The sequence below is a fragment of the Alistipes sp. An31A genome, assembly GCF_002159425.1.
Taxonomy (GTDB): domain Bacteria; phylum Bacteroidota; class Bacteroidia; order Bacteroidales; family Rikenellaceae; genus Alistipes; species Alistipes excrementigallinarum.
Window position 1 is genome coordinate 125,549 of the sequence record NZ_NFIO01000007.1, and the last position, 18,495, is coordinate 144,043.

An 18,495-nucleotide genomic window follows, 5' to 3' on the forward strand; every position below is an offset into this window, starting at 1 on the left:
TTTGCGTTTTATTCACGGATACAGCGCACGACCAGCCCCTCATCCAGCCGGACCGAGTCCGTAATGGCAACAATGCCGCTCTCGTCCAGAATATAGAGGTGCTGTCCATAATCTTTCGACGAGCCGAGGTTCGGGGTGTTCGTCCAGACACGCACCTGGCAGGTTGGCCAGTAGTACTGCACCCGTCCCGAACTGCCATCCATATAGCCCGTGAAGGGATAGAGCGTCGTCGATGAATCCGAAGAGTAATACATATACCAGCCGCCGTCATTCACGTAGGTCGCCTTCTTGAAGTAGTTCCTGTCCCACGCCTCGGTATGCGGCACCCGCCAGCCCGGCGGACAGGGGTCGTAGATTGTCTTGCGGTTGACGGGCGAGGCGGTCGTCCCGTTCGTGTAGTTGCCCCAGAGATTCGGATTCAGCGGGTTGTGCCAGCTTCCCGAATAGGGATTACCGGCCATCACAGTCGTCGGATGCTCGATGGCCCACTGTACCGTATAGTCGCTCGTCGGAAGCGACGGGCTTGTATTGCGGCCATAGGCCTTGAATTCATACCCTTCGAGGCTGGTTACGGCCGACGGGGTGTAATAGGTCGTCGGCGTATTTGCCGAGGGATAGATGAAGGGATCCTTGCGCCCCCACTGGTAGTACATTCCCTTGGACCGTACATCCGTCAGCGAAGTGGTCTCCGCTCCGAGGTTGCGCTCCATGAAGACGGCACCCGTCGAGTAGGTTTTCGCCGTGGAGAGCGGGTCGTAGTCCACAGCCCAGATATGCCACGACCAGATGCAGGTCCCCGCAGCGTCGAAGAGCCCGATGACGGCATTGCCGTGTGCCGTGCCAGTCTCGAAACAGATTCTGCCATCGGCATATTCGGCCGAACGAATCACCGCATTACGGACCGCCCCCGTCTCCCAGAGAATCCGCGCCTCGACACCCGACAGTTTTTGGGGAGTTACATTTTGGGTCGAACGGCCATTGCCCTGCACCGTTGCGTCGAACGAATAGGTCGTATTGAGTTTGCGGGCGATATAACAGTTCGCCGTGCCATTGCCGTCCAGCGGCGTAATCGTCGATTTGAACCGTGCGTAGAGTTCCGTGCGGGCCTGCTTCGGACGGAACGCATAGGTCGCCGAGGTGGAGAGGCGTTGCGTACAGCCGCTGTCCGAGTACCACCCCTCGAACTGATACCCCGCACCGGCGCGTGCCGTCAGGCTGCAGCCCTGCTCGTAGCACAGCGCCACGCTCCGTAGACTACTGCCCGAGCCGGTATCGCCACTCCACAAGGCGCCCGAGGCCGAGATTGTGCCGCCGGCCGAGGGGTTGACGTAGACAACATTGGCCATCTGATGCTCGAAGTCGTAGGTTCCGCAGACCCCGTAGGAATCCCGCAGCGTTATGCGGTAGGCAAAGCGGGAGTTCGACGAGGTGTAAACCGTCGGGTTGTACTGCACGCCAAAAAGATTAGCGCCGTTCGGATTGTACACCTTGAAATCCGGGCCCGATTCGCCGTGGAAGTCGTCGAAAAGGACCTTCGAGCTCTCGCCCGAGACGACGGCAAACGTCCCGTTCAGCGGCAGCTCCTCGTCGTTATTCTCCACGTCGATATGCAGCAGGGTCGTCCCCTCGTAGATGCAGTAGTCGCCAAAGCGGTAGTCATCAAAGTTGTCCCACACCTGAATCGAGTAGGAGTAGACGCGCGTGTCAATCTCATCGTCGCCCAGAATCGAGATGCGGAAGGTGTAGTGGACATTGGCCCGCACGTTGAAGTCCGAGGTGTTGTTGCCGCCCAGGTAGACCGTATAGAGCAGGTTCCGGCTGCCGTTCGCGGCGCGGATCAGCAGGTATGAGGCGTGCTCCGGAGCATGCTCGGGGCTCTTCTGCCGCTGGTCGATAATCGACGGAACGGTGCCCTGCAGATTCGGAAGCAGATAGCAGGTGCCCGAGGCCGCCGTTCCCGAGAGCGTTGTCTCGGAGCTGTCCGTATAGTCGGCCGGATCGGACGACGGGGCTGCCTCCGGTTCGAAGAGCGCCGCCGTGCGCGGAAGCGAAATCAGCTGCACGGAGCGCAGCTCGATATTGGGGTCCTTGACGTCAATCTCGTAGGAGACCTTGGCCACGCACCGCCGGACCTCGATGGTCGAGCAGCTTGCCCCGGCGCTCGTAACGTCAAACTCCTCCTCGGCGGCCATCGGAAGGCGTTCGTAACTTTCGGCGTTCGAGATTCGAAGCTCCTCTTCCGAGGGGTTCTCCCCGAGGTCGCGGCCGAGGTTGGCGGCAAGACGCATCCGATAATGTCCGGGCACAACCTCAAAGCGAAGAGTCGTCGCCTGCTGGTAGCGATGCAGGAGCAGACTGCCTTGGTCGTCATAGAGGTAGAAGTTCAGATTGTCGATTGCATCTTCGTCCGTCGAGCGGGTCTGCTCCTGCATCCCGTCGGGACGGACGGCAATCTCGACCGCCACACCGCGAGGCTCCACGGCCTCCTCGGTCAGACTCTCCCGACATCCGGTCAACGTCACAAGAAGGACCGACAGCAGGAGCATCAGTTGCTGGATTCGTTTCATAACTGTTCGTGTTTGGAAGGTGAGAAAAAAGGGTCCCGTACGACCCCTTGGGGCAAGGCAGGACCCGCAGCACATGGATTAGGCGCCCAGGTCAACCGACTGCGTGACGGGAGTCTCCCAGTCGGCAACCGTCACCGACACCTGGCAATCCTGGCCCACAAGGCCCGTGATATTGGCGGCGACCCGGTAGTAGCCGTTGCGGAGAATCTGACCCGCGGCCTTGCCCGTCAGCTCGACCGAATAGGTTACCTCCGAACGGTCGTCGCTCGTCGAGCTGCTGCCGTCACCATCGTAGGTCGCGTTAATCTCCAGCAGCACGCGGTTTCCCGCATCGAGCGTTTCCGTTTCATAGAGGTAGAAGAGACTGTTGTACTTCGACGAGGCCGTACCCGGGGTCTGCGTATGGGTGTAGGTCATGGCTCCCGTCGAGGGCTCCCCGGCTACGACGAGCGACTGCGAAGCGGCGCGAGAGAGCTTCACCGAGTGAATCGTGATTGAACCGGGATACTTCTCCGAGAACTCCGGGGCGACCGTAGTCTGCAGGGCAACCTTTGCCACCGTGCGTTTCAGAGAGATGCCCACCTGCGTCGAGGTATTCACCGCACCGACGGTCTTGGTCGTCGAGCCCGACATCACGAAGCCGCCCGAGCGCAGCGCCTTGGTCGAGACATCCGCAAAGGCACCGTTATAGTCTCCGGCCGACTGCTCCACGAGGGCCGTGAGTGCCGACCGGGTCTTGGCCGACGAGGCGTCGTAGTTCGCAACGGCATAGAACGAGCATTCGGTTCCGGCAGCCGACTTCGGGAGCGAGAAGGTCGCCGATTTCGAGGCGAGTTCCGATGCGGTGAAATCGCGGCGCAGGATCAGATCTCCCGAGGTGTTGAACGTGAAGACCGAGAGCGACGAGAGAGTCTTCTCCCACGCCTCGGCTGTGGCCGTGGCATCGAAGAAGGCGCGGGTCTGCGCATCATCCCCCGAAGAGAGGGTAATCGTTACCGATGCACCATCGGGGCGAGCCTCCGGAGCGGGGTTCATCATTTCGGTTTCCTTGTTGCACGAAGCAAACAGCGCAGCGGTGAGAGCCGCCATCGCAAAGATTCGGTTTTTCATGGTTGTCAGATTTGAAAGGTGATTGAAAGATGGTTATTTGAAGTGTTTCGCGAGAGGTGACGGGCGTTCGGGACTCTGGTAGCCCGGCACTCCGTTCTCGTCAATCCACCGGCGGATGGCCCGTCGGAGCCGCTCCTTGAGCAGCCGGAATTCGGGACGCTGGGCATAGTCATCCCCCAGCGGCGTGCGCTCGAAGATTGGCGAACAGTTCCGGGTCAGCTTCAGCGCCACCATCTGACGCTGGCTTTGGGGAATAGCCGGGTAGTCGGTCTCGAGGATTAGATGGACCGTGTCGTAGGGCGAGAAGAGCAGCCCCCGGAACAGAATCCGGTCGGCAACACGAATCGCCTGGTCAACCGGGACACCGGCTTCAAGACTTTGGCTGTAACCCTCGAATGCCAACCGGCTGCGCCGCTCAATCATCCGTCGGTAACGGGGCTGCGAAGGGTGCCGTTCCTCGAGAAACTGCCGGAGGCGCTCGCTGAACCACGTTTGATTGGGTCGTTCCATCGTCGTGCGGCATCAGCGTTTCCGACCCCTGCTCGGCGCTTCGGGCGCCGGTTCCTGCTTCGAAGGCTGTTTCTGCTCCGACTGTTTCGACTGGGAGGCCTGCTGCTCCTGACGGCGCAGGTTCGTGAAGTCGTAGTCCACGCCGTTGGTCCGGGGATTGAGCCGGATGATGCACGAAAGCGGCTTGCCGTTGCGTCCGAGAATCGGGCGGGCCTTCTCCTTCGAACAGTCGAGACCTTCGGGGCTCTTCACGGCAGCGAGCTGCCGCTCGTCCAGCTGCTTCGAAAGCGACTCGGGAATGTAGGGTTTGCTGTAACGGTAGTCCGTCATCCGGTATTCGCGCGTCAAGGCATCGAAGCCGACCTTTCCCGAATAGGTGATGTCGCCGTTGCGCATCGTACACCCCTCGACCTGCACACGGCTGCCCGAGGCGAGGTTCTCCTGCTGTGCCTCGGTCAGCCGCACGCCGTTGAAGAAGCGCAGCTCGGGGACTTCGCGCCGGGGGACCGTCACGAAGCGGTTGGTCGCCGGGTTCAGCGTCACATAGCACCACTCCTTTTCGCCCGTATGCGGGTTGGGCATCTCGTAGAGGCGGTCCGGAGTCTTCCCCGACAGCATCTGCTCCTTGTCGCTGGCCGTGAACATCATCCGGAACTCCTCGCGTTCAAACTCCGGGCGGGCCAGGGCGCTTTCGAGCCCGACCTGCACGTCGCCGTTCCGGTCGCGGAAGGGACGCAGGGCAAACTCTCCGGCAACGGACAGGTCGCCGACCTTCAGACTGATGTTGTGGAGCTCCGTCGTGGGAAGGCCCAGCTTCATCGCCTCCAGCTCCTTCGGCGTAACGACGACGCCCATCTCCTTCAGCTCCTGCAGATGCAGATCCTGCGTGTCGAACTTGACCCGTTCGAGCTGGTACGAGGTGACGCGGTGGTCGTTCAAGGCCTTCAATCCCTCCGGGTCCTTCGGGTTGTCGGCCAGCCGCAGCAGCGACTGCGCCACCTCGCTGGCCTTGTCCGCCGCGACTTTCAGAAAATGGAGCGGCTTGGCATTCTCCTGCGAGAGGAAACCCTTGATGAAGGCGCCCACAGCCGAGCTGTTCCGCAGGTCGAAGAAGGCCGGTTTGTTGGCTGTCAGCGGCGAGGTGGTGATGGCCTTGTACTGCCGGCCCTCCTGCTTGAGTTCCGAGACGGCCTCCACGGCGCCGTTCTGTTCGTTGTAGAGCAGCAGCGTCTCCTTGTAGGAGGGATTAGCCTGCTCCGGGGCCTGGTTGATCGGTTGATTCAGATTCTCTTCGGGCATAATGCAACTGTTTTAAGTGAAACAAAAGGTTGATGCCACGAATATAAAGAACTGAATGTCCGCCGCTTCCAATCGTCCTGCGCAGGCCGCGCATGGCCGTCAGCCGCGGGTTTCCCGCACGGCGGATTCCTATTTTTTCTTCGGCAGGAGCCCCGCAAGGTCGGGGTCATTCTCGATGCGGCGGATCTCCCGCTCGACAATCTGAACCACCTCCTCCTTGATGCGGTAGTAGTTCTCGCGGATGATCTCCTCCATGCGGTCCGTGCCCTCCTCGTCGAGGAACGAGGAGATCTGCGGGATGGGAACGAAGCGCCGCTCCTCGGCCTGGATTGCCGCACTATCCAGCTCGATGCGGGCATGGAAAATCTTCTGGGGCAGGGGCTGGTCCACGTTGTCGGCCACCGAACCGACGAACATCCCCTGCGTGAGGTTCGAAATCTTCGACGGCGGGATCAGCGCGTCGAGCTGCGTGTTGGTCGAATGGGTGATATTCTCGTTTGAGACGGACTGCGACTCACGCAGCTGAACGATCTTGCCGAAGCGGTCGGAGAGCGTGCGGGCCGTGTCGCCCACCACCTGCCCCGAGAAGATGTTGCCCACGGTGTTGAAGATTACCTTCGCCTCCTTGTCGCCGTAGTCGCGCTCCAACTGCGAGAAGTCCTGAAAGCCCAGGCAGACGGCCACACGGTTCGAACGGGCCGTGGCGATGAGGTTGTCCAGCCCCCGGAAGTAGATTGTCGGGAGCTCGTCGATGATGATTGAGGATTTCAGCCGACCCTTCTTGTTGATTAACCGCACGATACGCGAATTATAGAGTCCCAGGGCCGCCGAATAGATATTCTGCCGGTCGGGGTTGTTCCCTACGCAGAGAATCTTGGGCGAGGTCGGATTGTTGATGTCCAGCGAGAAGTCGTTGCCCGTCATCACCCAGTAGAGCTGCGGCGAGATCATCCGCGAGAGGGGAATCTTTGCCGAGGCAATCTGCCCCTGCAGCTGGTCCTGCGCATTGCCCCGCCAGGCGTCCATGAAGGGCGAGAGGTAGTTTTCGAGTTCGGGATAGGAGGTCAGCACCGGGAAGATCTTCTCGTAGGGTTGGTTCAGAAATTCCACGGCGTGCGGGAAGGTACAGCAGCGGCCTCCGTCGTAGATCTTCAGGTACCAGATGATCGCTGCCAGCAGGATAATCGGCGAATCGACGAAGAAGTCGCCCTGCTTCTGGATCCACGTCTTGTTCAGGTTCAGCATGATGGTATAGGCCGACTCGTAGGCGTCCGAGATGTCGGTCATGAACTCCGGGGCGATAGGATTACAGCGATTCGAGCGGCGGGGGTCGTCGAAGTTGATGACGCAGAAGCGCGGCCGCGTCGGGTAGGCATCCAGATGGCGCAGCAGGTGGTTGTAGGCCAACAGCGACAGGTCGTCGAACTTGAAGTCGTAGATATACATCGCGAAGCCCTTCTCGATCTGCTGGCGGATGTAGCTGTTCACCACGGCGTAGGACTTGCCCGAGCCGGGGGTCCCCAGCACCATTGTCGCCCGGAAGGGGTTGATGACGTTAATCATCCCCGGCCGCCACTCACCCCGGTAGTAGTAGCGGGTCGGAAGGTTGACCGAGTATTCGTTTTCGAGCAGACGAGCCTCCTGTTCGAAACTCTCGTTGTCGTCGTTGAAGGGGTCACTGGCAAGGGTCGTATGCAGCAGGCGGCGGACCCACACCCCGGCGGTCAACAGCGCAAGGTAGCCGCCCAGCAGGGTCAGCACATAGCTCCAGAAACGAAACTCCAGCCCAGCGGGAAGGCTCCGCAGCGTGTCGTTGCCGAAGAGCAGGAAGAAACCGGCCAGCGCCAGGAGGAGGATTTGCTGCTTCGAAGGTTTCCCGTCCCGCACGCTGCGTGTGCCGTAGCATCCCAACACCAGAAAGAAGAGAGCACAGAATTTCGTGATGGACGACCAGGTGAAGAGCCCGGTCGATTGTTGAAGGTTCCAGAAGATTCGGTCCACGACGGGAGTGGTCAGCGCGTGGTGCGCGAACCAGTCGTAACAGAACCAGTAACTGTTCAGCCCCAGAAACACGATTCCCAGGGCCCGGGCAAACTGGACAATCTTCTCCAATGCCCGCAAATCATCCTCCTGCTGCATACTTGTCGGTTTAAGGGCAGCAAGATAGCAGAGGAATGAGACGACCTGTTCCAGCCGACCTCTCGAGGCCGCGGATGGCCGGCAGGGAGGGTACTCACTACCCCACTCCTGCAAAAATCCCGAACAGTCGAAAGACCATCCGGGAAGGAACGGTTTACTTCTGACTTAACCCGACCAGCGTACCCCGCAGCGTATCGAGGAAGTGTGTCAGGCGGTTCTTGCGGTTCAGGACTGCGCAGCGGCAGTTGTATGGCTCCCGAGATATTTCAGTCGGAGGGGATAGGCTACCCTCCGCTTGGAGTCGGCCCTATAGAGAAAGAGCGGAACAACAGAGGTTTTGTCAAGACGCCTAACTGCTGAATATTTCCAGCAGTTGAACCAAAGTTTCACAAATGCATCAACAGCGACAACAAGTCCGGTATCGATTGTTCCGTTTGCATCGATATCCCTTGAGACCAATCAATGAATTGACAAGAATTTGACCACTCTTCTCCGAGGTAGTCACGGCGCGGCGTAGTATTCGAGAATCCGGCATTTGAACAGATATTCATATTTCGCCTGCAACTGTTGTGAACGGGCTTTGACCCGAGTGGTTACAGCCGCGTTGTAATCCGTTACGGTCGCAGCACCGAGGTCGTATTTCCGACCCACCTGCCGGACCGCCTCCTCGGCCGAGGCAACATACTCCTGCGCCCCGAGGTATCGCGCCCAGGCCGTACGGGCATCTATGAGCGCCTGCGTCACCTCCTTCTCTACCTGTTTCTCGGCCGTTCGCAGCGCATACTCCGCACGCTGCAGGGCCAGTTTCTGACGCTGCACGTTCTTCCGCGTCGTGAACTTCCCGAAAATCGGAATACTGAGCGACAGCGACACATAGCTGCTCGCATTGTCCCGGTACTGTTCGAAGAAGGGATACGCCTCGTAGCGATAGGTCCCGTCGGCCTGCTGAAACATCTTCTGCCGCGCATCCGAGTAGCTCGAGCCGTAACCCGCCGCGAGCGAAAGGGTCGGCCAGTAGGCGGTACGTGCAAGCTGCAAATCGCGCCGGGCCAACTCAATTCCCACCCGTGCCGACTCCACTTCGGGTAGCTGCTGCGCGGCATCGAGGACGGAGTCATCCTCCGCAAGACCTCCGTGAACCAGCCGGGCGGTATCGGGAGCCACGGTCCGGAAGGAGGCGTAGTCTTCAATTTCAAGCAGCTGGCAAAGCTCCAGCCGGGCAATCTCGTAAGTGTTCCGGGCCGTCAGCACGTCGTTTCGGGCATCCGAAAGCTGGGAACGAATCTGCAGCAGGTCGGCCATCGTCACCTTGCGGGCCTCAACCATCCGCTCCGTCTTTCCGGCCTGGACCTCCAGCTCGGAGACGACCTGCTCGGCATCGCGGATTGTCTCCTCGGCGCACAGCACCTCCAGGTAGCGGGCCGTGACGTTCAGCCGCACGCTGCGGCGCATCTTCTCCACGGCAAGCAGCGACGAACGCAGGTCAAGTTTCGCCCGCCGAAGGTTGTAGTGGTTGCGCAGTCCGCTGAAAAGCGGCAGGCTCACCCCGACCGAAGCGTTGTTGCCCGATACAATCTGGTTCTCCACGAAGTCGTAGGTCGTGGGGTCCAACACACGTCCCGTCGAAAGCGTGTAGCCCGCCGAAGCCGAAAGTTCGGGAGCGTAGCCCCACCTCGACTCTGAGAGCGATAGGCGTTTCTCCGCGGCCGCGAGCTCCTGCGTCTTGATTTCGATATTCTGCATGTAAGCATGTGCGATGCACTCTTCCAGTGTCCAGCGCCGCTCCTGAGCATAGCCGGAGGTGCCGAAGAACAGCAGTACGCCGATTGATAGGATGAGTATTCGTTTCATGCGGCTATCGGTTTTTGAAGAGAGAGACGACGGGTTGGATGAATTGTTCAATCAGGCGCATCTCCTCCGTAATAATCTCGCCCGTACCGTCCATCTGCTGGATGAGCGGCAACTCACGGCGGTAGGTAGTCCGCAGGTCGGCGGGAAACTCCACCTCAACGGTATAGACGATACTCATGCCGCCCTGGGTTTGCTGTTGCTCGGGAACCGCTGAAATCGAATGGACTGCGCCGTGCAGTACGCCGAACTCCATATAGGGGAATCCATTGAGCTTGACGAGAACCTGCTGCCCGGTGTGGACCTTTCCGAAGCTGGCCGAGGCAACCTGCATGCGTCCAATGACGGCCAGCTCCCCGTCGGGAACCACCGATGCGATTACCTCGCCTGTCGTGACGTGCTGGTTGCGGCTCCAATAGCGCTGCAGCGAGACATGCCCCTCGGCCGGCGACGTGATGACATACTGTTCGCGCCATTGGGCAATCTGCGCCAGCAGCTGCTGACGTGACTGCTCCAGCGCCCGCTCGTATTCCGCCCGTTCGTTCGCCGCGTCGAGCGTCAGCTCCACAAGCTGCTGCCGCGTCTGGAGAATCGTCAGCTCGGTGGAGGTCAGCGTAGCATCGAACCCCGCCTGCGAATTGCGTTTCGAGAGGTAATTTTGTGCTGTGGTTTCGTAGTCCGCCTCGGAAATCACTGCCTCGCGAAGCAGCAGTGAATCGCGTTCCAGCGTGCGGCGTCCGTAGTTCAAATCGGCGGCAAGCAGCGCACGCTGCGTCAGCAGCCGGTCGTAGTACTCCTCATTTTTGGCAATCTGCGCCTCGAGCAGCCGGCGCTTGTGCCCCGAATAGTCGATATCGAGGTAGTGACGGTAGTCGCGGCACTGCCGCAGAAAGTCGGCCCACGTGGATTGGAGTTCCCCAAGCGCATAGCTCCCGTCGAGCCACGGCGAGCGTACCAGAAGCGGATACGACAGGGTGTCGGCCCCGCGGAGCGAATGCTCCAGGGTGGCGACATCACCGTAGCGGGCGGCCGTCGTGAAGAGGGCAATCACTTCGCCCGCATGCACCGCATCGCCGTTCGAGACGCAGACCGTATCGAGCAGTCCGTCATAGCGGGCCGCAAGGTCCGAGGGCGGATTGATTGTCGTGATTGAAATCGGGGCCGTGACCGTCTGCGGGTATTTGATGAAATAACAGCCCAATACGATTCCTGCAAGAATGCAGAAAACAACCGTCACCCCCCACCGCACAACCCAAGACGGAGCCCGGCCCAGAATCGACTGTGCCTCCTCGCTGTACGAAATATGTTCTATTAGAGGCATAATCTATTTTTTATGAGTGATTATCAAAACCAGCCTTGGTGAGACGTAAATGTATCTTCAGAAAATCTGCCATGTGCCCTTTAAAATGAGTACAAGTACAATTTTTTCGACATTCAAAAACATTTTGAATCCGCTGTATTGGACAACCACCATTGCAAATCGGGAGGTATGCACATTGTGAGCATTTAGGGTCCTCAAGAGGGTCTGCACCAAATAAATGTCGATTAAGAATCACTTCATTAAATTCTTCAAATAATCCATTCTGATTTAAACGGGCAAAAGCATGCTTTCGATTTCCGATAACTTCCCAACATTTATATGCATATCCTTGCGGGTCAAAAGCAATAGACATGATATTACGAATTGCGCATTCATTAAAGAATCGAGATGGATATTGAGTGTATTGAGTTGCTATACCATCCTTATTATACAAGTCTAATGCAAACATAGCATCTTCATCGTGAGTGAAGATATATTCAATCTCATCATCTGATAAATTACAGTCACCTCGGTCCATAACAAAAGCTGGACATATTCCAATTTTATGAAGGTGTGATGAGAATCTGGATGACAAATATTTATATAAATAAACAAACTCATGGGCATTTCGCTTGGTTAAATTGACACGGAAAATCAAATGTATGTCGGTATTTTTCAACAACAAGTCAACATTATCCATAACCTTTCCAAATACATCGTCACAATTATGTGTTGTTTTGATTCGGTTATGAGTATCTTTCAAGCCATCCAAAGTGATTTGCATCGATTCTATCCCTATTTTTTTTAATATCTCTATAGCTTGGGGGGTAATATGAAATCCTGTGGTAATAATATCGGAGTGTTTCGGTTTTTGGTATGAGGTAGAAATCTTATCATACAACATTTCCATTTGTGGCAATGCCATTAACGGTTCTCCTCCAAACCAGGTAATTCGTAATTGCGGCTTCGAATCTAGGTTTTTCAAATACAAAACTATGGAGTCCATTATTGCCTCAGACATATAATCTGGAGCTTTAAATTTTTCAAAACAATAATGACAATTGAAGCAACAATCCATTGTGGGAGCTACAGTCATATGTATATGATATTTATCAGCTCTTTGCTTAAGAACTATGGATTTATACAACAGAAAATCATCTTGTTCATTATTTGTTATGAATTTTTTTTGACACAACGTATTATATAAATCGGAGTCCAACATTTGTTCTGACACCTCTGATTTGTTCTGTCGAGCCTTGAGTAAGATATTATAGGTATCGTTATCTATTTCAATCAATGCGTTTGACAGCGTATTATAAATGTAAAATTCATAATTTTCGGTACTAAAAAGAAAAGAATAGTTTGAGACTTTCATAGCTTTCTCGTTTTTATTTTGTAGATAAAATCTTCTGCCAAAGTATAATAATACACGGATTGGAACGAGTCTTTTTTCAGAAGGATTCCGTACTCTGTACCAAAATTGAGTTTTGAACTGTCAATTTCTAGCACAAACGTATACGCATCTTGCCATAAGGCATTCTTGACAACAGGATACAAATTGTTTACATATGCATCTTGCAAACATGCATATCCATAGGCATTTGTTCGCATAGGAACAGAAAAGCTGAAAATGATGCAATTTATACCTGCCACATCATTCAAACTGTTCAACGCAGGAAAAACATCTACAATATAAGGATGCTTGTAAGCTATTTCTTTTTGAATTTGTGCAATATGGTCTGCTGTATAATTTATGAAACCGGCAAATTGAGTCAGTAATACGTCTTGTGCTACACAATCGCTTTTATTCGCAATAAAATGCTCCAAAAAACTTAGCGAACGATTCATATATATAAATCCATTCCCTTCAAGAATTCGCAGTAGGAAATTGACCGAATCCTGATTTAAAACCGACTTGAGAGATTGTATCGTAAATAGGTTATTCAGCCATTCCGTAAACATCATTTCCGGAGAATAATAACCTGCCGCATTGATGGCTTCCTGCGTATTCGAATAGATACGCGCGACTGCAGATTGAATCATGGGATATAGAACATCAGCAATAGAATTCGTATAGGGATGCATCAATTCATGTACGGTTGCAAAGAGCTCCATCTCATCGTATACGGGTAATCCGAACTCATCAAATCGAGAATTACCAATTATGACAAACGCCTGATATTTTTTATCAGGAAGATTCGGTATTGCATAATTAAATGGGCCATTACTTGGGGAAACTGCAATTATGCTTTCTCGAAACTGGGGTTCAAAAAAAGACGGGAGCCAACTCGTCCCTAGTTGTGCCAAAAGTGCATTAAATCTGCATTGAATATTATGATAAAACGAGGAATGATTCAAAAAGAATCTCTTGAATCCAGACACCCTATAAAAATCATTGAGCAATGCGACGAAACGACTGCATACTGATTGTAGTCCTTTCTCCACCAACTCAGCCTGAAGCGTATTTAAATCAACCGTTTCCCGAAATCCGACAGTTCCATCAGATATATCCAAGCAGGCTGTAATTTTAGGGAGCATTTCATATGCCTTTTGATTCGTCTCTTTTAGTTTCTGCACAAACTGAACGATTTCATGCGATTTATCTTTTCCCATATACATATCTATATCCTTTATGTATTGCGAGTTGGTGACATTGCTATATTCTGGGATATCGGCTAAACGAAACACGATATTAGTCATTTCAACACACTCATGGACTTGCCCAATAGATTGAGCCAAAGAACTATAGTGCGAGAGAAACAATATAATAAAAAAGATAAAATGTCGCATATGCTGAAGATTATTGATATAGGGCGAAATAATCCACCCTATATCGAATTTTAAATCATTGATTCAATTTAGATTGATCGATAGTAACTCGATGCGTTCCTTTGCAGGTCTCCAATGCGGTTGCTCCACACATACTGAATTGGCTGTCAGTACAGATCATATACCACGCACAAGGCGTACAAGTAAGAAACTTAACGCTGGAACAGCTCGCTAATTGAGTGGTATCAGAGCATGCTCCTCCACAAGTCTTACTCATTTCTTTATAAGTGAGGTTACGTCCTTCTTCAACAACTCGAAACTTTTTCATGATTGACATTTTTTAATCGATTTAATAATTTTCAGACTTTTGTTTCTCGACAGATGTCCTGGAACAGCCGTTTTCATTGTCGCATCCGCGATTCCGAAAAAATTTGCCACTTTAGTAATGCCTTTCTACGTTTTGGTTAAACATACGAACTTGTCATTCTCTGTTTTGCCTTCTCACAGGAGAGCTTTTTCGTCAGCTGCGGCTGGCAAGGCCGCAAAAAACGAGTTTGCGTGTAATTCATATCTTTAGTTTCCCAACTCCAGCTGGTTTCGGACTAGCTCGTAGTAGTATCCTCGCTTAGCCGTGAGCTCGGCATGCGTGCCTTGTTCGACAATGCGGCCGTGGTCCAGCACAATAATCTTGTCGGCGTTCCTGACGGTCGAGAGGCGGTGCGCAACCACCACGACCGTCTTCTCCTCAAACAACCGTTCGAGCCGCTCCATGATTGTTCGCTCATTGTTCGCGTCGAGCGAGTTGGTCGCCTCGTCGAAAAAGAGGTATTTCGCTCGCTTGTAAGCCGCCCGGGCAATCAGAAGCCGCTGCTTCTGTCCGACGCTCAGTCCGTGGCCGTCGGCTCCAATCTTGGTGTTGTAACCCAGCGGAAGCTCGCTGATGAAGGTGTCAATGTTGGCGATACGCGTGGCACGGCGCACCCGCTCCATGTCGGGACGCTCGTCCGAAACGCCGATGTTACCCGCAATCGTGTCGGAGAAGACATACCCCTCCTGCATCACCGTGCCGCAAGCCTGCCGCCAGCACGAGGGGCTGTACTGTCCAATGCGGCGGTCGCCCAGCAGCACCTCCCCCGCCGTCGGAGCATAGTAGCCCAGCAGCAGCTTCAGCATCGTAGTCTTCCCCGAGCCGCTCGCCCCCACGATGGCCGTCACCTTATGCGCCGGGATTGTGACCGACACGTCGTCCAATGCCTTGGCCGAGTGCGGCCCGTCGTATTGAAACGTCACGCCCCGGAACTCCAGGTCGGCTGAATCGGGTATCTCGCGAATCCGCTCCCCGTCGGCCGGCTCCTCGTCCTCCTTCTCCTGCACCTCCGAAAGGCGTTCGAGCGAAATCTTCGCATCCTGCGTCGCCTGAACGAACTGGATGAACTGCGACAACGGCGCATTCAACTGTCCAATGATGTACTGCAGAGCGACCATCATGCCGAGCGTCATCTCGCCCTCGATGACGGCCGAGGCCGCCAGAAACGAGATTACGACATTCTTTGTCTGGTCGATGAACGTGCCTCCTACCTCCTGTGTCTGCCCCAGCACGAGCCCCTTAATCGAGACCTGAAACAGCCGTGCCTGGATACGTTCCCACTCCCAGCGCTTCTGCTTCTCGCAGTTGTTGAGCTTGATTTCCTGCATGCCGTTGATGAGCTGCACGATGTTGCTCTGGTTGGCCGAAGCCTCCTGGAAGCGCATATAGTCCAGTTTGCGACGCCGACGCAGAAAGAGCAGAATCCAACCGATGTAGAGGGCGCTGCCCAGCAGGAAGATTCCGAGAATCGTTAGGTCGTAGCCTCCCATAACTGCCCCGTAGATGGCGAACGTGAGCACGGCCATCCCCATGCTCAGCAGCGAACCCGTGAGGAACGACTGGATGCGGTCGTAGTCGCCGATGCGCTGCATGATGTCGCCCACCATCTTCGAGTCGAAGAAGGCAATCGGCAGCCGCATGAGCTTGGCCAAGAAGTCCGAGATGAGCGAAATGCTGATTCGAGTGGTCATGTGCAGCATCAGCCACGAGCGGATGAGGTTGTTGGCCAGTTGCCCGAGCGTCAGCACCACCTGCGCCACAAGCATCATCACCACGAACGAAAGGTTGTTCGTCCCGATGCCCTTGTCGACCACCGACTGCGTGAGGAACGGCAGGATGAGGCTCAGTACACTGGCCGTAAGCATCGCCAGCGCCAACTGCACCAGGTAGCTCCTGTAGGGTCGCAGGTACTGCACCAGACCGGAGAACTTCAGCCGCTTGTCCTCGTCGCCTTTCTCCCGGTAGAATTGGGGCGTGGGCTCCAGAAGCAGCGCAATACCCTTGCCTGAGGACAGGAAAGAAGAACGGGTGTCGTGCCTCGCCCTGTCGGATAGCTCTGCCGCATCAGGAAGCTCCCGGCTCTGAATCCAGGCTTTCAGAAACGCCTCCTCGCCGTATTTGAGCAGACCCGAAGCCGGGTCGGATATATATATCCACCATTTGCCGCGGTGCCGGGCGATGCGGTAAACCACCACGAAATGTTGCTGGTTCCAATGGACGATGCACGGCAACGTGGCCGCATCGCGCAGTTGTTTCCACGTAATCTTTACCCCAGTTGTGCGAAACCCAATCGACTCCGCAGCATCGCTGATACCCAACAGCGAAACCCCTTCGCGTGTGATATGACACCGCTCGCGCAGCGTCTGCAACGAGTAATGGTGGCCGTAATGTTGCGCGATGATTCGTAGCGACGTCGGCCCGCAATCCATCGCATCGAGTTGGGTGTAGTGGGGAAAAGCCATTTGTATGATAAAATTTTCCTAATTGTTTTGCGAAACCTTTTCGAACCACTCACGCAGGGCGTCGCCCCGCAAATCGACCGCCACGACCCGGCGCTCTTCATCCAGCAGCAGGTTGTGCGGGATGGTCCGGATGTCGAACCGGCGGAACAGAGAGTCGTAGTTCGCATTGTCCTTGCGCAGAATGACATGGGTCAGCGCCTCTCCGCTCCCGTCCGCCTCAATAGCCTGTTTCCAGCGGTTCAGGTTCTCGTCGATGGAGACCGCATAGACCGAGAGCTCCTCCCCGTAATCCCGGACGGCGGCCAGCAGCGACGGCACCTCCTCACGGCACGGCCCGCACCACGATGCCCAGAAGTCGAGCAGCACATAAGGCGTCGCAAGGCTGCTCCACGCAACCGCATTGCCGTTTCGGTCGGGCAGCGAAAAATCCGCCACCAAATCCCCCGGCCCATAAACCGACGCGGATGCCGCAGAGCTCTCTGCATCCGGGACTGCGGAATCGGGCGGAGTTATCGTGAGTTCAGATTCGCCCCGCTCTTCTCGCGTCTCCGGGTAAGGAAGAGGGTCGCCCACAATACGGGCATAACGATTGAACGCCTCACGACTTTCGGGGGTCATTGCGGCTATGGGCATTCCGGAGGGTGTTGTCCCGGTGAGTGTCGAGAAATTCACATTGTCGGGGAATTTCGTACGGATATATGCGTATGTCTCGGTCTGTTCGCGCTCCGTCATGTCCGGCAAAAGGTTCAGACAGGCATATACCGCATTGAACCCGCTTCGGGTGGTACGCAGCAACTCCCGCCACAACACCGCCTCCGCACGGAAGCAGGAGTCAATGCGCTCCCCGAGTGCCGCGCGGCGATTGTCGCCGGCCGGCAGCTGCATGAATTCGGCCTGCAGCCGTTTGCGAAGGGCAACGACCGGAGCCTTGAGGAGCCTGCACAACTCCTCCTGGGATGCGGAACCCGACACGTCGGGACGTCCCATGCGCCCCAACGGCGCAAAGTCGAACTCAATCCGGTCGCCACTTCGGACAACGATTGAACCGGAAGAGAGCGGGACCCGGTCGATGAGGACCTCTGCCGTTACCTCATCGAACGGGATTTGCCCCTCCAGCACAAAATGTCCACCGCGAATCCGGCAGGAGTCGATGAAAGCCGCCTGATTTTCAAAACTGATGAAGAGATAGGCCGTACGGCCTTCGACCTCGAGGCTGTCGGCAACCATTCCCGAGATGTGAATGGGAGACGGACGTTGTCCCAAGGCCAGGGTCGCTGACGACAAAAAAAGCAGGGATACAAGCCAATGTTTCATAATGACGGTTTTTAAACGAAACACAGGAGGTAAGAGGCAGGAGGTTTCTCCCGTCCCAATTGTCCGGGGGGGGGCGGAAAACATGGGCCTGCAGCAACGTTGGGCTGCGAGTCATCATCGAGTGGGCTGACGAGGAAAATGTATGACAAATTTTTCCCGGCTCTCACCTCTTTAGCTCCTTTTCGAGCCACTCGCGCAGGGCGTCGCCCCGCAAATCGACCGCAACGACCCGGCGCTCCCCATCCAGCAGCAGGTTGTGCGGGATGGTCCGGATGTCGAAGCGGGCGACCAGCTCCGCGAACGAGGCGTCGCTGCGGTCGAGGCGGAGGTTGAGCAGCGGCGAAAGCCCCTCCTGCTCCATGGCGCTCCGCCAGGCGGCGGCATCCTCGTCGACCGAGACGGCGCAGACGGAGAGCGCCCCGTCGAAACGGCTCGCCGCATCGAGCAGGCCGGGGAGCTCCCTGCGGCAGGGGGCGCACCACGACGCCCAGAAGTCGAGCAGCACATACTCCTCGGCAGCCTCCAGCGGGTTCCGCCGCACCCCCTCCCCGTCGGGAAGCGAGAAGGCCTCGACCCGCTCTCCAACGGCGTAGGGCGGCAGGGAGCAGGCCTCCGTTCCGGGCTCCGGCTCCGGTGCGCTCCCGGGTGCCGGCTCCGCCCCCTCGGGATAGGGCTCCGGGAGGCCCGAAAGCCGCGCACGGAGGTTCTCCGTCCGCATGCTCTCGCGGGTCGGCGGCTCGGGCGCCGCCTGCTCATCGAGCGAGTTGAGGCAGGGGCTCCCGGGGAAGCGTGCACGAAGCTGCCGGACCA

Annotated in this window: 13 protein-coding genes; all 13 read right to left on the reverse strand. The window is 56.0% G+C overall.

The features are described 5' to 3' along the window. Positions 1-8: 8 nt before the first annotated feature. Positions 9-2,567, reverse strand: a complete 2,559-nt coding sequence (locus tag B5F90_RS07730) for a DUF4906 domain-containing protein (RefSeq protein WP_162607767.1) — start codon at positions 2,565-2,567, stop codon at positions 9-11. 78 nt (positions 2,568-2,645) lie between these two features. Next, positions 2,646-3,677: a fimbrial protein gene (locus B5F90_RS07735; RefSeq protein WP_087362220.1), complete on the reverse strand. Its 1,032-nt coding sequence runs from the start codon at positions 3,675-3,677 to the stop codon at positions 2,646-2,648. Positions 3,678-3,710: 33 nt separating this feature from the next. Next, positions 3,711-4,187, reverse strand: coding sequence for a DUF1896 family protein (locus B5F90_RS07740; RefSeq protein WP_087362221.1), 477 nt, complete (start codon positions 4,185-4,187; stop codon positions 3,711-3,713). A 12-nt stretch (positions 4,188-4,199) separates the two neighbouring features. After that, a complete protein-coding gene (locus B5F90_RS07745) occupies positions 4,200-5,486 on the reverse strand; it encodes a DUF3945 domain-containing protein (RefSeq protein WP_087362222.1) in 1,287 nt (428 codons plus the stop codon). A 129-nt stretch (positions 5,487-5,615) separates the two neighbouring features. Beyond that, positions 5,616-7,625 (reverse strand): conjugal transfer protein MobC, encoded by a 2,010-nt coding sequence (mobC, locus tag B5F90_RS07750; RefSeq protein ID WP_087362223.1) that lies wholly within the window; start codon positions 7,623-7,625, stop codon positions 5,616-5,618. 501 nt (positions 7,626-8,126) lie between these two features. Continuing rightward, on the reverse strand, positions 8,127-9,476 hold the full coding sequence (locus tag B5F90_RS07755) for a TolC family protein (RefSeq protein ID WP_087362224.1): 1,350 nt from the start codon (positions 9,474-9,476) through the stop codon (positions 8,127-8,129). Positions 9,477-9,480: 4 nt separating this feature from the next. Next, complete coding sequence (locus B5F90_RS07760) at positions 9,481-10,794, reverse strand: HlyD family efflux transporter periplasmic adaptor subunit (RefSeq protein WP_087362225.1); 1,314 nt, start codon at positions 10,792-10,794, stop codon at positions 9,481-9,483. 10 nt (positions 10,795-10,804) lie between these two features. Further along, positions 10,805-12,148 carry a radical SAM protein gene (locus tag B5F90_RS07765; protein WP_087362226.1) on the reverse strand — a complete coding sequence of 448 codons (1,344 nt, stop codon included), beginning with the start codon at positions 12,146-12,148 and terminating at the stop codon, positions 10,805-10,807. Continuing rightward, a complete protein-coding gene (locus tag B5F90_RS07770; protein ID WP_087362227.1) occupies positions 12,145-13,563 on the reverse strand; it encodes a DUF4932 domain-containing protein in 1,419 nt (472 codons plus the stop codon). The genes B5F90_RS07765 and B5F90_RS07770 overlap by 4 nt, the downstream gene beginning before the upstream one ends. Positions 13,564-13,618: 55 nt before the next feature. After that, positions 13,619-13,870: a hypothetical protein gene (locus B5F90_RS10860; protein WP_143256139.1), complete on the reverse strand. Its 252-nt coding sequence runs from the start codon at positions 13,868-13,870 to the stop codon at positions 13,619-13,621. Between the two features lie 245 nt (positions 13,871-14,115). Further along, positions 14,116-16,380 (reverse strand): peptidase domain-containing ABC transporter, encoded by a 2,265-nt coding sequence (locus B5F90_RS07775; protein ID WP_204229539.1) that lies wholly within the window; start codon positions 16,378-16,380, stop codon positions 14,116-14,118. A gap of 9 nt (positions 16,381-16,389) precedes the next feature. Next, the gene (locus B5F90_RS07780) at positions 16,390-17,685 is read right to left on the reverse strand and encodes a TlpA disulfide reductase family protein (RefSeq protein WP_162607768.1); all 1,296 of its coding nucleotides are present in this window, start codon (positions 17,683-17,685) and stop codon (positions 16,390-16,392) included. A gap of 163 nt (positions 17,686-17,848) precedes the next feature. Further along, positions 17,849-18,495 (reverse strand): TlpA disulfide reductase family protein (locus B5F90_RS07785; RefSeq protein ID WP_143256140.1); only part of this gene is annotated, 647 nt, incomplete at its 5' end.

What these genes read in the sequence shown, in the direction of transcription:
- B5F90_RS07735 (WP_087362220.1), bottom strand. Translation starts at nt 3,677, where the DNA reads ATGAAAAACCGAATCTTTGCGATGGCGGCTCTCACCGCTGCGCTGTTT.
- B5F90_RS10860 (WP_143256139.1), bottom strand. Translation starts at nt 13,870, where the DNA reads ATGAAAAAGTTTCGAGTTGTTGAAGAAGGACGTAACCTCACTTATAAA.
- B5F90_RS07730 (WP_162607767.1), bottom strand. Translation starts at nt 2,567, where the DNA reads ATGAAACGAATCCAGCAACTGATGCTCCTGCTGTCGGTCCTTCTTGTG.
- B5F90_RS07780 (WP_162607768.1), bottom strand. Translation starts at nt 17,685, where the DNA reads ATGAAACATTGGCTTGTATCCCTGCTTTTTTTGTCGTCAGCGACCCTG.
- mobC (WP_087362223.1), bottom strand. Translation starts at nt 7,625, where the DNA reads ATGCAGCAGGAGGATGATTTGCGGGCATTGGAGAAGATTGTCCAGTTT.
- B5F90_RS07765 (WP_087362226.1), bottom strand. Translation starts at nt 12,148, where the DNA reads ATGAAAGTCTCAAACTATTCTTTTCTTTTTAGTACCGAAAATTATGAA.
- B5F90_RS07760 (WP_087362225.1), bottom strand. Translation starts at nt 10,794, where the DNA reads ATGCCTCTAATAGAACATATTTCGTACAGCGAGGAGGCACAGTCGATT.
- B5F90_RS07745 (WP_087362222.1), bottom strand. Translation starts at nt 5,486, where the DNA reads ATGCCCGAAGAGAATCTGAATCAACCGATCAACCAGGCCCCGGAGCAG.
- B5F90_RS07740 (WP_087362221.1), bottom strand. Translation starts at nt 4,187, where the DNA reads ATGGAACGACCCAATCAAACGTGGTTCAGCGAGCGCCTCCGGCAGTTT.
- B5F90_RS07770 (WP_087362227.1), bottom strand. Translation starts at nt 13,563, where the DNA reads ATGCGACATTTTATCTTTTTTATTATATTGTTTCTCTCGCACTATAGT.
- B5F90_RS07755 (WP_087362224.1), bottom strand. Translation starts at nt 9,476, where the DNA reads ATGAAACGAATACTCATCCTATCAATCGGCGTACTGCTGTTCTTCGGC.